Origin of the sequence: Roseburia sp. AM59-24XD (assembly GCF_003478445.1) — a bacterium.
Lineage (GTDB): Bacteria > Bacillota > Clostridia > Lachnospirales > Lachnospiraceae > Jutongia.
This window is the reverse complement of the sequence record NZ_QUET01000017.1, coordinates 46,118-58,350: the sequence shown is the minus strand read 5'-3', so window position 1 is coordinate 58,350 and position 12,233 is coordinate 46,118. Positions and strand designations below refer to the sequence as shown.

The following is a 12,233-nucleotide window of genomic DNA, read 5'->3' as shown; positions in this document are numbered from 1 at the left end:
TCCTCACCTCTCAATTTTTCCAGTTATCCGGCAACGGTTTCCATGCGCTTACAATCAGTCCAAACGATTTATAACTTCTTTCCTCATCGCCCGGATAGAATGCGCCGCCATTTTTATCCTCTTCATATCTTGCGATATCAGGCATATTGCAGTTCTCAAAGGACACCAAAATGTATGTGTCCGTTTCTGGCTGCCGCTCATCTATCGGAATCCATCTGCTGCCCTCCAGCTCATCAATAAGCTTCTGCTGCGTTTGAATCGGCATGGTGCTGTTCTTGATTTCCTGTATTACTTCTTTTAATTCCTGATCTGTCATAATTACCTCTCATTTCGTTATTGCAGTTTATATTTGCCGGATCCTTTTCAGGACCCGGCTGTGATTCTCCTGTTGATCTGCTGCCAAATTATTTTTCTTTCACAATGGTATTATCTGCTCCGGAAATTGTAATCCATCCGTGCTTGAGGCGGGCTTCCGCTTCTTTCATTTTAATCAGCTCGTCCGTAATGGAATTACTGAGCTTCTTGTTTGCTTTGGCCTCCGCTTCTGCCGATATCAGCTCCGCATTTGCCTTTGCTTCTGCTTCGGTCTTCTGTACTTCTGCATCTGCCTTTGCCTTATCAATGGCAGTCTGATTATTAATTTTCTGGGTTTCTGCTTCCTGCTGCGCCGTAATCTTAGCGTTGATAGCTTCTCTGGTCTTTTGGTCTACTGTAATATCGATCAAAGACACGTTGCTGATCGTGATGCCATATTCTTCAAACTTATCAGCCAGATATTCAGTCAATGCCGTATTGACATTTGCCCTCTCAGATCCTAAAATGTCCGATACCTTATACCGTGAAATCACCTCTTTGGTCCAGGAAACAATATTCGGCTTGATAAACCTGTCTCGAACATCTTCACCGTTCTGTCCCTTAAATCTGGTAAATACTTCGCTTACCTTATCAGCCTTAAACTGATACGAATATGTAAGATCAATCTGCAGAGCTTTTCCTTCTGAGGAGCTCGCCGAAAAGCTTTCGTCCTTTTTGGAGTCACCTTTCTTCTCCTTCGTCAGGTATGACTGCTCCAGTCCTACGGTATACGTTTTTACTTTCACTGTCGGCGCAGTAATATGCCAGCCTGTCCCAGAACCTTCTCTTCCACGCCTTTGTTAATGTTGTACTGCACGCCCACATATCCGGCCGGAATGACCTGAATATTAATCGCAAACATTACAACCACCAGCACCATAATAATTCCTGCAATAACTCCTCCAGTTTTTGTGTTATTCATTGTTTGTCTCCTTTTCTTTTTCTTTTATATTTTCATCTGCTAACCTCTTTTTCAGCATCAGGTAATATTCCCCGATTGCCGGAAATAAAGGTAACAGGAGAATCCATGTTATCGCCATAATGCATATGACTAATATTCCCAGTGTTAAATACATCTTGTTCTCCTTTCTCTGCTGCCCTTGGCAGCGGATGTACTATTCTTGCATATATTTCGTTTGCCATCACCTCCGGATGACGGTTTTCATACGCCTGCCTTGCCGTTACACTTGCTTCGCAGGCGTGCTGATATTTACTCCATAAAATCAGCTTGTTCAAATACTTACCATCCTCTTTGATCGTTCCGTTGTATTCGCAGTCCGGGCGATCACAATGAAAGCAGTCCGGCCACTTGCAGTCTGTTAATTTTCTGCTCATGTGATCACCTTTTCTTCCTGCTGCCGTCCATGTTGTATTCTGACCGGCTCTTGTAAAAGCTGCATTTTTCCTCGCAGCTGCAATAAAGCTTCTTCAACGCTCTGCACCGGCTCTGGATCGGCTTGTTGCTCATACCGTCATAAGAGATACAGTCCATTTTGATTTTTGCCATCGTTTTTCTCCTCTCAATAATTTCAATAAAGTCTTCCGCCCATTAGCCGGCGGATAATGTCCTCTCTATCCATGGTGCCGTCCGGATTCTTTTGGACCTTCGAGAAATACTTCTCTGCTTTTTTCTTGCTCATGCCGATCCGGTCAGCTACCAGATCCACTGGCTGCTCATTTTCCGGAAGTAACACTTCGTATTCCCGCTGCAACACACACTTCAAACGCTTGTCCAACGCTGGATTCATATGTACCCCTTCCGGAGACATGTTATGATGATACGGGCAAAGCCGTATCAGGTTCATTGTAATGTCCGGTCCGCCCTGGGAGCGGAACACGATATGATGGCTATGGCATCCTTCATGGATGCAGCCGGGGATTTCACATCTATGCACCATATTCCTCCTTCGTGTACAATGGACTGCTGCCATCCAGAACACTCTGTTCGGTTTCGGTAAGGCTGAATCCGTAATCTTTCAGGATGGCTGCCATTTCCAGAAGTCCCCCGGCAGCTTCCTTATTGTATCTTCCGTCATAGTATACGGAGGTAGTATGTTCGAACTCACTCCAGACAAAGATCAGCATCTGTTCTCCTCGCAATATGGGTTCTGTTTTCTCTTTCATCACCTCTGCATATTTATCCGGATTATCCCTGATTTCCTCCAGAATATCCCAGTCAAAGAAATCCTCCAATGCCACATAAGACACGCTTAGTTCTTCTTTCAACAAAAAATTCCAAAGGGCATCCGTTATTTTTCCCGTCCCTCCTATGCTGTTGACCCATCTCTTTTCTGTGATCGTTCTGTAAATAAGTGCTCTCATGCTTTCTACGATCTGCTTGCACTGCTTCCGGATCCGTTCTGTATTCTCCCCCTGGAGCTGTGCTTTTGATCGTGCTGCATTCTGCTCCGCAGAGGTTTCTGTGCTCTGCTCCTGCAGTTCTCTCTTCTCCATCACATAAGCCCATCCATATTCCTCCTTCCACCCCATTTCCTTGTCTGTCTCTAATAACTCCAGCTCCTGCAGTTCCTGTTCAAAGTTTTCGTCTGTTTTAAACTTCGCCGACAGGTTTATGCTCCTTGTAATCTTCCATCCATTGGACCATGCTGCTGTTCCCTTTGGTGCCTTTTCAATGTCAAGTGCCTGCATACACTCTGCAAATCTCTCCAGACGTTTTTCTTCTTTCTCCTCATCTGCTGCCTGATCGGCAAGGTATCGGAGGTTGCTGCTGCCGGTTGCTTTCTTCAGTACCTCATTTCTTTTCTCTACACTCTCAATCTTCTCCAGGGCGTACATATCGGCCATGGTGAGCTGGAAGCTTTCGTCCTCCTCTTTCTCCTGCAGAATGTCCCCGTCCAGCTTGGCGATATTGAGCCGATGGTAGATCGTACTCTTGCTAAAGCCGGTCTTTTCCCTGATATCCTCCACGGAGTCTCCGAGATCCAACATGAGCTGGAAGCTGTCCCCCTGCTCTTTGATGGTCAGATCATTCCTCTGCATATTCTCCTCCAGCATGATGGCGATCTGGTCTTTCTTGGAAAGCCCTGTGACGATCCGGCAGGGAAGAGTCTTAAGCCCCGCCTGCTTTGCCGCCTCCATCCGTCGGTTGCCGATCAGCACATAGAATGTCGCATCCATTCTGATCTGTGACATGCCCGGCTGCTGCTCCACCGGAAGATCTCTGCATTCCTGCGGGATGATCGTCAGATTCTGCATGACGCCCTTCTTGCCGATGCTGTCCGCCAGCTCCGTCAGATCTCCCAGCTCCTTTCGTGGATTGTCCGGATGATGCTCAAGCTGGCTTACCGGCATCTGCAGCACCATCATTTTTATATTTTCTGTCATATGATTTATCCTTTCCGCCCTTCGGCTATCTCTTATCATCAATGGTCTTTTCCCACATCTTCGGGTCACTTTCGCCCTTCTGCCCTTTTTTCCGTTCCTTGCGCATCCAGTCTGTATAGGCGTGATGCTGCTCCGGCACTATGCGAATGGCATGACCTGCTGCCGTTTTGAGAAGCTTATCGATCAGGTCAGCGTTCTTCGTTGCCTGATACTCCCGCTCTGCTGCCGACTGGAACCGGCAGAGGTTAAATCCTCCAGCAAGGTACCCACTGGCCGCATGAATCTCCAGATTATAATTTCCCCTCAGATGGGACAGGGCGATCCTTGAAATATGCAGAATCGCACGGTTTTGGGTGGTGTTTACCACCTCGCCGTGATGGACTGCAGTATAAGTCCGTCCCTTGAGCGTCGTCTCCAGTACGATGGAGTATACAGCACTCCCCTTTTTCAGAGACCCCTTCCATTGCATATCTATGTATATTTTTACTTGTTTCAAATTGCTGTCCGCTTTAGCATTTGCTTTATCGGACGTCGTTTTTGTCTCCATGGTTTTCACCTCTTTCTTTTTCAAACGTGAATATATGTAAAATCCTCCCGTCAGGTCAGATATATAAGTCTTGGAATCAATATACCGGCAGGAGCCCTGAAAGATCTTCTCCATCATCGGACCCATATCGTCGCCGGCAATAACCAGATCCCGCATCTTCCGGCGTGTGAGCTTGGTCACATTCTCCCGAATGACCGGTTTCTTTAAATTCCGGGAATGCTGGATCAGATGTCTGCCGTTCGATTCCAGCTTGCAGATGTATCGGGCAAAGCCTCCAGTCCAAAGTCATCGTCTGGATCGGCATACTTACTCTCTGCTCTGCCTTTTGTCCATTTGCTTTCCGCCACATCTCTGTCCATGGCAGACATGATCAGATGGTGATGGATCCGCACCTTGTTCGTGGGTCCATCCACATACTCGATCACATATATATATTTCAACGGCGTCATCCCCTGCTTTTTACGATAACGGCCGATGGCTGCTAAATAATTCTTGATATCTTTCCGGGCACGATCCAGGGTCGGATACTCTCCATCCTTATATGTCAGTGTGACGATCAGATCACCGGCACGGAAATTGGTGTTGATGATCCGGATATATTTCTTCCGGCGGTTCTTCTGATTCAGACGCTTCTGTGCCTCCCGGCTGGTCCGATACTTCTCCACCCTGGGTACATCCTTCCGGTTCAGATAGACCGGATAGATATTACTCTCCACATAATCCCCGGAAATGATCCTCTGCAGCATAATCCGACAGGATGCCAGCGCCTTCATGCGCCTATCCACCCTCTCTGCTGCCGTCTCTTCTCCCAGCACAGAGCTGTCATAACAATCCTCTATCTTTAACTGCCCGTCTCTGCTGACCGGCAGGGGGCTTATTTTCCATTCCTTTCCATACACATCTTCGAAGTCATACTGATGGTACGTCTGCTTTTTCTTCATACGGCTCATAGAATCCTCTGTGCTTCGTGCTTCGTTTTATAATACTCATTACAAGGTCGCCAAAGGGCTTATAACCCTTGGCTTTCCTTGACTTTTCACCACTTATGCCGTATGATTAACTTGTTGGTGTCATACGACATTTTCCGAGGGCGGCTCTGCGATAGCTGCTCTCTTTTTTCTTGTTCTCTGCCGGACGTGCTGCAGGCTCTCCTCGTCCCGGTACGACAGAATAATGTCCTGCTCCGGGCGGCGGTACTCCTGCCGGAGCTGACCATCAGGCAGGATATAGTAATCAAAGCATATCTGCCCTTCGACCACGGTGCCGACATACTCCAGTTCTGCAGGGATGTGCGGTCGCACTGAAGGGACGTCCTCCTGATCTATTCTCTGCTGCCATTCCGGCGGAAGCTTGTCCGCCTGCTCTGCCGGTTTGGTTCGGGCAGCGTAAAACAATCTGAAATCTTCCATTATCCCTCCTCAAATTCAGGCGGGATCTGTATCTGCAGAATAGCTGCGATCCTGGTTACCTTGGATGCATCGTCACTCTCATCCACCACTACCTTTGCGACTGCCTCAAGCAAGTATTCCTTGCACTGCAGGTTGCTATAATATTCCGCATCGATCTTCACTTTCTTTCCTGTCGTTCTCTCCGCTTTACTATTTCTCAATAAATTCATCATTTTTTCCTTTCTTTGATCAAACTTTCATTTCCTGCAGTCTGCCGGCATAAAACTCCAGATTAAATCTTGTTGCCTCCTGATCAAACTTCAACGCCTCCTGATTGATCTGTTTCACCATTCTCATAAGACGTTTATCGCGGAAACCGAATTGATCATAGAGGACATTGATGATAATGCAGGCAGCCAATGTCCTTCCGTCCATTCTGCCCTGCTCTGCTGCCCTTCTGGCTTCTCCGTCCGGAGCCTTTCGGTGTTCCGCTTTCCGGCGTTCCTTTCTCTCCCGGCGGATCGCTGCTCTCTTGGCGCTCATTACTTTTCCTTTCCTCGCCGGGCACAACAAAGGATATATCCATTTTTGTTTATGGCATTAAACTTGGTCTTTTTGTTGTAAATTGTTGTTAAACTATAGGGAGGTTTTGGATATATCCTCTGTTGTACCCGGCGTCGCATTTTATATTTCTCTTGTCTCCGGATCTGCTTCACCGAACTGAACGCCTGCGCTTCTCTTCACTGCATGAGGATAAAAAATCTCGTAAAGATCCAGCCATTTATCTTCGGTCACATTTCCGATTGTATGAATCCCGCCGTTCATCTCATCCTCTAAGATGCGTACAGCTTTGTTCTCCAGCCAATCCCAGCTGGATACTCCAACCACATCCATGATCCGCATAAGAGCTACCACTCCTCTGGCTTCCCCTTCAAAGATCGTCGCCCCAACATGTCCTCTTCCGAGCGGATAGCCGGTCATTATTTTTGTAAAGTGTTGGTTTTCTCTCCATCCCTGCAGCCACAATTCAAACTGCAGGCGACCGTAATCATCAAACTCAATGACGGCTTTTGTGATAACTGCCATACATGTCTTTTTCATATGCTCTTTCCTTTCCTGCATTATTACTTTTCAATCTGCTTAATGCGCTCACTCAATTCCTTATCTGTTGCACCGATATACTGTGCAAGCAGGTGAGGACTAATATGGTAAGTCCAGCAGGTTGATCCGGAATTTACCCAGGCGCCACCGATTGGCAGCGCTTTCACCTTTAAGCTTTCCTGTACTGTCAACTGCGACAGTCCCAAAATAGCTGCGGCAGTCTGAACAGATACTCGTTCTTTTCCTCCTATCATATTGCGTTCACCTCTTTCTTTTATAACTTCTGACCACCCATATCTTTACTCATGGGGACTTTTTATCAACTTGATATTTCGCTTTGGCTGATCCGGATTTGCAAGTTGTATAAAATGCATCAACATTTCTTCGGGTACCAATATGCTCCTTGTACTCTCGTCATACTCTAAACGAAATGGTTTAAACAGATCAGGTCCCCACTCAAAGCAATTATACATTCGCATTGCTGCATTCATCTTCAGACATCTCTCACATACACCGGTGGTACCTCTCTTCCGAAGCTCCTCAATTATTTCTGTTACTTCCTTTAACTCGTCAAGTGTCATTTTCTTTAAGATTTCCTTTCTCCTTATATCCCAAGGAGCTGTACAGTCAATCTTTTTGACATACCATTCTTTTTCTGCGTCATCTTTTTTCTTTTTTCAAAACATTATTTGTGTTCACCTCCTGACTGTGTCTTATCACAACGGTTTGTTAAATGCAGACTCGTGAACTTTGCGTCTAACTGCTTCCAGAACGTTCCATGCTTTGTCAGCAGTTAGATGCTCTTTTTTTAAGATCTCCATTATCTCATCTGAGATTTCCCTTACCGTCTTTCTTGGAGTAGTTTTCTGAGTATCTGTTTTCATTCTTTTTGCCCCCTTCCGTAAAATTTTTCCTCTCTCGCTTTCACAGTCTCGCTAAAAGCGAGATCTTTTGCCAAAAAAAATATAGTCTAATGGCATATTATACAGTTGAGATAACTTCTTAGATTCATCATATCCTGGAATTTTATCGCCCTTTTCCCATCTTCGTACCGTAGATCTATCAACATTCATTTTTTCAGCCACCTGTTCCTGTGTCATTTCAGCATTTACTCTTGCCGCAGCTAAACTAATTTGTAACACCTTGTACTTTCCTTTCTCCCCGTATAGCCGCTAGGTCAGCTTTTTTTGCTTATCTGTTGCAGAATTTCCGTATAATCATTACCAAATCAATGATTGCTACCATAATTAACACAGCTTTCCATCCTGTATTAAATCCCATTGCAACCGCCAAAACCAGTAAGATTACAGTTAATAGTGTCATTCTTTTAATATTTTTCATTGCTCTCTATATCATAATATGCTAGAATCAAGGAGTGAATGGGGCTTTCGCCCCTCCCACCCTTGGGTTGTCCTAAGACTTAATTGCTGTAATTAACGTAGCGAGTGCGATCACTGCATCAATTATCAGTTCAATTTTGTCTTTTGTGGTCAACCCTTTTTTCTTGGATTTCTTAGACATATTATTTTCCTCCTTTCCTTGTTTCTGAATATATTATATCTCGCTTTAAGGGAGAAGTCAACCCTTTTTGCGAGATTTTTTTATCTTTTTGTTGCTTTTTTCTCGCTTTTGTGATATTTATATTATAAGGGGGTGAACATAATGGCAGACGATGAATACAAAAAAATATTTGCAAAAAATCTAAAACATTATATGGTTGCAAGCGGAAAAAACCAAATGGATCTTATGCGTGATTTAGGATTAAGTTCTTCAACTGTATCTAACTGGTGTACAGGGTCTAAACTTCCACGTATGGATAAAGTACAAATGCTTGCTGATTATTTTCATATATTAAAATCAGATTTACTGGAAGAGAAATCTCCAGCAGATAATAACACATACTATCTTAATCCTGAAACAAGTAAAATCGCACAGGAAATATACGATAACAAAGAACTTTCCCTTCTTTTTGATGCGGCCAGGGATGCTGATCCTGAAGATTTGCAGACGGTTCACAGTATGCTAATGGCTCTGAAACGCAAGGAAAGAGGACAATGATATAGGGGGTGAGGCTTCTGGATGATGTAAATGTTCATGTTTTGGACTTTGGAAATTCTATTCCAGCAACTGTAACTATCAACGAAGATGGGAGTTTTAGCATCTTTTTGAATGCGCGGCTTTCCTACGAACAGCGTATGCAGGCATATCTACATGAAATGCAACATATTCAAAAAGATGATTTTTTTACTCACAATACTGTAGAAGAGAAGGAATTGCATAATACTTATTAATAAAAATTATAACAGGAGGAGTTTTATAATGAATGTACACGAAATCGAGGAATATCGGAAATTTACAGCACCAGCAGAATTACATAAAGCCGTCAATACATTGAAAGGAATGGTTGCCGGAATTACTACCGATCGAAAAATTAGTGAAGACGAAGTTAACGAATTAAGTCATTGGTGTTTATGCCATGCCAATTTAATCGACCGGCATCCTTTTAAGGAATTAATTCCACTGATACAGTCTGCCTATGAGGACGAAATTCTTACATCTGACGAAGCAGATGATATTGTTTGGCTTTGCAATAATTTTGTATCCGATTCTAATTATTATGATTTGGTAACTTCTTCCATCCAATTTCTATCCGGTATGATCCATGGTATACTGGCTGACGGCGAGATAACAGACGATGAAATCCATGCTTTAAGATCATGGATTCAAATGAATAGCTATTTATCTGGTTGTTATCCTTTTGATGAAATCGAAAGTATCTTAATTTCGATTCTCGAAGATGATGTAATTACTCAGGAAGAACGAGAGATGCTTAAAGCATTTTTGAGCAATTTTGTGGATCTGAAATCATCATACAATTTAAACGATAGAGAACTAGAAGAATTAAAAGAAAAATATAGTATAGGTGGCATTTGTGCCATCTGTGAAAATATGCAGATTGCCGATAATGAAATATGCTTTACAGGACAATCACTTAAAGCTTCCCGAAAGGAAATTGCACAGATTATCACAGATCTTGGTGGTATCTTTAAAAATAGTCCCACAAATAAAACCCGCTATTTGGTAGTAGGAAAAGCTGGTAATCCTTGTTGGGCATTTTCATGTTATGGTCGTAAAGTGGAGGATGCTGTACGTCGTAGAAAAGAAGGGCAATTGCTTACCATTGTGGATGAAGAAGATTTTTGGGATGCAGTAGAAGATGTTAAATAAAATTAACAACATGTAATTTTAAAATATAATAACCTTACCCAGGGAGCCAAAGGGTGCTACGTCAGCTGCCGGACTTTTACAAAGGAGGGAGCTGGTGCCAATGGTTACATACAGTGATCTATTCACATTTGTAATTATGCTTTGCGCAGTGATCACACTCGTTTTTTCACTTACACGCAAAAAGTAACGCCTCTGCTCGGGTAAAGTAAGGCGTTACTTTCGTAATAACATATTTTGCCGGCGGCTAGTTGCACCTAGCGTTTGGCTCTCTCGTTAAGGTTATTATATCAAATACACCTCAAAAGTCAATATCGTTAGAAAGGAGTTTTTATGGAGGAAAAGAAAACCGGCGGTACTGCTGCCACCAGAGCAAAGAATAAATACAATGCTAAGAATTATGATCAGTTTTTAGTGACTGTCCCGGCAGGCAGAAAGCGGAAATCGACAAGCTTGTCAAAAGTCTTGGTTACAAAAGCCGGAATGAATTTATCATTGCTGCTATTGAGAAAATGAAGTCTCAGGAAATGTAAAAAATACTTATATAAGTACAGAAAAGTATTGACATTATACTTATATAAGTATATAATATAATTGTAGCAAGGGAAAGGCAGGAAAGGAGTTAAACATGGAGGATCAAATGACAAACAACCAATTCAAAGGAATCATAAAAATGATCATCGCACTGATCAGAAACGATACACCAAAGGAAGAACTTCTTGAATATCTTACAGAACTGATTAAAGATTAAATAAGGGACAACACCGAGGGGGCGGATACCGAAACAATCCTGCCGGCCGCCCTGGTGCCTTATATAGATAATAGCAGGATTAAAGAAACACGTCAATAAAAATCCCCGGCAGTGCTGCAACACCACCAGGGAACAGGCTGAAATACGTGAACGCAATATCATTTATTTCCTTGCCATATTCTATTTTATCACAGATCGGTCAAGGAAGTCAAAATGCTTGTAGATGTTTTATAGCAAGGAGTGATTTCTATGGCAAGAGGACGTAAGAAAACAGTTCATAAAGAGATGCGCCGGGGCAACAGCACCGGATCCATTTATAAGATGTCCGGAAACCGGCGCAGACCATGGACAGCGCAGATCTCAGACGGTACAGTCAGAAGGGCTGACGGTAGTTACATTATGAAACGCATCCGTCTCGGATATTATGCTACCAGAGAGGAAGCTACCGTTGCGCTGGCAAAATATCTGGAAAGCCCATACAAACTGCAGGATAAATTTTCTTTTTCGGAAGTATACGAACTCTGGTCAAAACAGTACTTCCCTACCATTGAAAAATCAAGTGAGCGGACTGTAATATCTGCATATACTCACAGTGCTCCACTCTATCATCGTAATTTTGCCGCAATAACGATACAGGATATGCGGGAAACCATTGCATCTTGCAAGTCTCCTCATATTCAGAGCCGGATGAAATCTTTATACAATCTCATGTATGATTTTGCGGTAGAGGCTGAAATTGTAGAAATCAATAAGGCAAGACAATTTTCAGTTAAAGGATTGGAAAAAGCGAAAAGAAAAGTGGAAAAAGAAAAGATTCCAATATCAGATGAGCATGTCCACGCACTGGAGTCCGACTATGAGTTTGGATACAATAGAATGATCCTGATCGGTATATACAGTGGATTCCGACCAAGTGAGTTGTGTCAGCTGCAGCGAAAGAATGTGCATCTGGAAGAAAACTATATCATTGGAGGAATGAAAACGGAAGCCGGCGAGGATCGTTATGTACCGATACATCCCAAAATCAAAGATTTTATTCGATATTATTATGAACGGACGAATGTGTCCGATGAATTTCTGATCAAGGCAGAGGATGGACAAAATGATACGGTGATGACATTTGATAAATATCGTGCCCGGTTTAATAAAACGATGAAGAGAATCGGTGCCACAGGCTTATATACGCCGCATTGTACCAGACATGCATTTATTACTTCCGGAAAAAAGAATGATATGGATGAATATGCTTTGAAAATGATTGTTGGTCATGAAATCAATGATGTCACAGAGAGAGTTTATACACATCGTGACAGTGATTTCCTGCAGAAAGAAATATTAAAGATTAAATATTAAAGGAGTGCTCTTTCGAGCACTCCTTTTTGCCTGAAATGATTTATCTCTCAACCCTGTCCCACTTTAAAAAGTGTGTGCAACGTGTGTGCAATAGGTTGTGTGCAACGTGTGTGCAGTATGTGTGCAACGACCACGTTTTTATACCATTTCATAGGAATTATCAATGTTG

21 protein-coding genes are annotated in these 12,233 nt (G+C 43.2%); 4 read left to right on the top strand and 17 right to left on the bottom strand.

Annotation, left to right across the window (positions count from 1 at the left end):
• Nucleotides 1-10: 10 nt before the first annotated feature.
• The 17 genes from DXA20_RS09575 to DXA20_RS09505 form a co-directional block, all read right to left on the bottom strand.
• The gene (locus tag DXA20_RS09575; RefSeq protein WP_118560369.1) at nucleotides 11-316 is read right to left on the bottom strand and encodes a DUF551 domain-containing protein; all 306 of its coding nucleotides are present in this window, start codon (nucleotides 314-316) and stop codon (nucleotides 11-13) included.
• An 88-nt stretch (nucleotides 317-404) separates the two neighbouring features.
• The gene (locus DXA20_RS09570) at nucleotides 405-1,100 is read right to left on the bottom strand and encodes an SPFH domain-containing protein (RefSeq protein WP_158577192.1); all 696 of its coding nucleotides are present in this window, start codon (nucleotides 1,098-1,100) and stop codon (nucleotides 405-407) included.
• Nucleotides 1,097-1,276, bottom strand: a complete 180-nt coding sequence (locus tag DXA20_RS09565) for a hypothetical protein (RefSeq protein WP_118560365.1) — start codon at nucleotides 1,274-1,276, stop codon at nucleotides 1,097-1,099. Before DXA20_RS09565 ends, DXA20_RS09570 begins: the two co-directional genes overlap by 4 nt.
• 32 nt (nucleotides 1,277-1,308) lie before the next feature.
• Nucleotides 1,309-1,689, bottom strand: a complete 381-nt coding sequence (locus DXA20_RS09560; RefSeq protein WP_118560363.1) for a hypothetical protein — start codon at nucleotides 1,687-1,689, stop codon at nucleotides 1,309-1,311.
• Nucleotides 1,690-1,693: 4 nt separating this feature from the next.
• Entirely contained in the window at nucleotides 1,694-1,861 is a 168-nt protein-coding gene (locus DXA20_RS16180) for a hypothetical protein (RefSeq protein WP_158577191.1), read from the bottom strand.
• Nucleotides 1,862-1,883: 22 nt separating this feature from the next.
• Nucleotides 1,884-2,102, bottom strand: coding sequence for a hypothetical protein (locus tag DXA20_RS09555; RefSeq protein ID WP_118560361.1), 219 nt, complete (start codon nucleotides 2,100-2,102; stop codon nucleotides 1,884-1,886).
• Between the two features lie 139 nt (nucleotides 2,103-2,241).
• The gene (locus tag DXA20_RS09550; RefSeq protein WP_158577190.1) at nucleotides 2,242-3,699 is read right to left on the bottom strand and encodes a ParB/RepB/Spo0J family partition protein; all 1,458 of its coding nucleotides are present in this window, start codon (nucleotides 3,697-3,699) and stop codon (nucleotides 2,242-2,244) included.
• 25 nt (nucleotides 3,700-3,724) lie between these two features.
• On the bottom strand, nucleotides 3,725-4,426 hold the full coding sequence (locus tag DXA20_RS09545) for a hypothetical protein (protein WP_147403731.1): 702 nt from the start codon (nucleotides 4,424-4,426) through the stop codon (nucleotides 3,725-3,727).
• 44 nt (nucleotides 4,427-4,470) lie between these two features.
• A complete protein-coding gene (locus DXA20_RS09540; RefSeq protein WP_118560355.1) occupies nucleotides 4,471-5,196 on the bottom strand; it encodes a rolling circle replication-associated protein in 726 nt (241 codons plus the stop codon).
• A 120-nt stretch (nucleotides 5,197-5,316) separates the two neighbouring features.
• The gene (locus DXA20_RS09535) at nucleotides 5,317-5,655 is read right to left on the bottom strand and encodes a hypothetical protein (protein WP_118560353.1); all 339 of its coding nucleotides are present in this window, start codon (nucleotides 5,653-5,655) and stop codon (nucleotides 5,317-5,319) included.
• Complete coding sequence (locus DXA20_RS09530) at nucleotides 5,655-5,867, bottom strand: hypothetical protein (RefSeq protein WP_147403730.1); 213 nt, start codon at nucleotides 5,865-5,867, stop codon at nucleotides 5,655-5,657. The genes DXA20_RS09535 and DXA20_RS09530 overlap by 1 nt, the downstream gene beginning before the upstream one ends.
• Nucleotides 5,868-5,883: 16 nt before the next feature.
• Complete coding sequence (locus DXA20_RS09525) at nucleotides 5,884-6,177, bottom strand: hypothetical protein (RefSeq protein ID WP_118560349.1); 294 nt, start codon at nucleotides 6,175-6,177, stop codon at nucleotides 5,884-5,886.
• A 141-nt stretch (nucleotides 6,178-6,318) separates the two neighbouring features.
• Nucleotides 6,319-6,735 (bottom strand): hypothetical protein, encoded by a 417-nt coding sequence (locus tag DXA20_RS09520; RefSeq protein WP_118560347.1) that lies wholly within the window; start codon nucleotides 6,733-6,735, stop codon nucleotides 6,319-6,321.
• Between the two features lie 23 nt (nucleotides 6,736-6,758).
• Complete coding sequence (locus DXA20_RS09515; RefSeq protein ID WP_118560345.1) at nucleotides 6,759-6,989, bottom strand: hypothetical protein; 231 nt, start codon at nucleotides 6,987-6,989, stop codon at nucleotides 6,759-6,761.
• Between the two features lie 45 nt (nucleotides 6,990-7,034).
• Nucleotides 7,035-7,316, bottom strand: coding sequence for a hypothetical protein (locus DXA20_RS09510; protein WP_118560343.1), 282 nt, complete (start codon nucleotides 7,314-7,316; stop codon nucleotides 7,035-7,037).
• Between the two features lie 135 nt (nucleotides 7,317-7,451).
• On the bottom strand, nucleotides 7,452-7,619 hold the full coding sequence (locus DXA20_RS16175; RefSeq protein WP_158577189.1) for a hypothetical protein: 168 nt from the start codon (nucleotides 7,617-7,619) through the stop codon (nucleotides 7,452-7,454).
• 51 nt (nucleotides 7,620-7,670) lie between these two features.
• On the bottom strand, nucleotides 7,671-7,877 hold the full coding sequence (locus DXA20_RS09505) for a helix-turn-helix transcriptional regulator (protein ID WP_243100607.1): 207 nt from the start codon (nucleotides 7,875-7,877) through the stop codon (nucleotides 7,671-7,673).
• 520 nt (nucleotides 7,878-8,397) lie between these two features.
• On the opposite strand from DXA20_RS09505, the gene DXA20_RS09500 reads away from it, so the two are divergent.
• From DXA20_RS09500 to DXA20_RS09480, 4 genes are all read left to right on the top strand, one after another.
• Nucleotides 8,398-8,793: a helix-turn-helix domain-containing protein gene (locus DXA20_RS09500; protein ID WP_243100605.1), complete on the top strand. Its 396-nt coding sequence runs from the start codon at nucleotides 8,398-8,400 to the stop codon at nucleotides 8,791-8,793.
• Between the two features lie 261 nt (nucleotides 8,794-9,054).
• Nucleotides 9,055-9,963, top strand: coding sequence for a BRCT domain-containing protein (locus DXA20_RS09490; protein WP_243100604.1), 909 nt, complete (start codon nucleotides 9,055-9,057; stop codon nucleotides 9,961-9,963).
• Between the two features lie 330 nt (nucleotides 9,964-10,293).
• Nucleotides 10,294-10,476, top strand: coding sequence for an antitoxin (locus tag DXA20_RS09485; RefSeq protein ID WP_243100603.1), 183 nt, complete (start codon nucleotides 10,294-10,296; stop codon nucleotides 10,474-10,476).
• Nucleotides 10,477-10,960: 484 nt separating this feature from the next.
• Nucleotides 10,961-12,064, top strand: coding sequence for a tyrosine-type recombinase/integrase (locus tag DXA20_RS09480; protein WP_118560338.1), 1,104 nt, complete (start codon nucleotides 10,961-10,963; stop codon nucleotides 12,062-12,064).
• Nucleotides 12,065-12,233: the final 169 nt, after the last annotated feature.

Excerpts from the sequence above, each read along its gene's own strand:
- DXA20_RS09575 (WP_118560369.1), bottom strand. The coding sequence starts at position 316 with ATGACAGATCAGGAATTAAAAGAAGTAATACAGGAAATCAAGAACAGC.
- DXA20_RS09565 (WP_118560365.1), bottom strand. The coding sequence starts at position 1,276 with ATGAATAACACAAAAACTGGAGGAGTTATTGCAGGAATTATTATGGTG.
- DXA20_RS09560 (WP_118560363.1), bottom strand. The coding sequence starts at position 1,689 with ATGAGCAGAAAATTAACAGACTGCAAGTGGCCGGACTGCTTTCATTGT.
- DXA20_RS16180 (WP_158577191.1), bottom strand. The coding sequence starts at position 1,861 with ATGGCAAAAATCAAAATGGACTGTATCTCTTATGACGGTATGAGCAAC.
- DXA20_RS09555 (WP_118560361.1), bottom strand. The coding sequence starts at position 2,102 with ATGAATCCAGCGTTGGACAAGCGTTTGAAGTGTGTGTTGCAGCGGGAA.
- DXA20_RS09550 (WP_158577190.1), bottom strand. The coding sequence starts at position 3,699 with ATGACAGAAAATATAAAAATGATGGTGCTGCAGATGCCGGTAAGCCAG.
- DXA20_RS09540 (WP_118560355.1), bottom strand. The coding sequence starts at position 5,196 with ATGAGCCGTATGAAGAAAAAGCAGACGTACCATCAGTATGACTTCGAA.
- DXA20_RS09535 (WP_118560353.1), bottom strand. The coding sequence starts at position 5,655 with ATGGAAGATTTCAGATTGTTTTACGCTGCCCGAACCAAACCGGCAGAG.
- DXA20_RS09530 (WP_147403730.1), bottom strand. The coding sequence starts at position 5,867 with ATGATGAATTTATTGAGAAATAGTAAAGCGGAGAGAACGACAGGAAAG.
- DXA20_RS09525 (WP_118560349.1), bottom strand. The coding sequence starts at position 6,177 with ATGAGCGCCAAGAGAGCAGCGATCCGCCGGGAGAGAAAGGAACGCCGG.
- DXA20_RS09520 (WP_118560347.1), bottom strand. The coding sequence starts at position 6,735 with ATGAAAAAGACATGTATGGCAGTTATCACAAAAGCCGTCATTGAGTTT.
- DXA20_RS09515 (WP_118560345.1), bottom strand. The coding sequence starts at position 6,989 with ATGATAGGAGGAAAAGAACGAGTATCTGTTCAGACTGCCGCAGCTATT.
- DXA20_RS09510 (WP_118560343.1), bottom strand. The coding sequence starts at position 7,316 with ATGACACTTGACGAGTTAAAGGAAGTAACAGAAATAATTGAGGAGCTT.
- DXA20_RS16175 (WP_158577189.1), bottom strand. The coding sequence starts at position 7,619 with ATGAAAACAGATACTCAGAAAACTACTCCAAGAAAGACGGTAAGGGAA.
- DXA20_RS09500 (WP_243100605.1), top strand. The coding sequence starts at position 8,398 with ATGGCAGACGATGAATACAAAAAAATATTTGCAAAAAATCTAAAACAT.
- DXA20_RS09490 (WP_243100604.1), top strand. The coding sequence starts at position 9,055 with ATGAATGTACACGAAATCGAGGAATATCGGAAATTTACAGCACCAGCA.
- DXA20_RS09485 (WP_243100603.1), top strand. The coding sequence starts at position 10,294 with ATGGAGGAAAAGAAAACCGGCGGTACTGCTGCCACCAGAGCAAAGAAT.
- DXA20_RS09480 (WP_118560338.1), top strand. The coding sequence starts at position 10,961 with ATGGCAAGAGGACGTAAGAAAACAGTTCATAAAGAGATGCGCCGGGGC.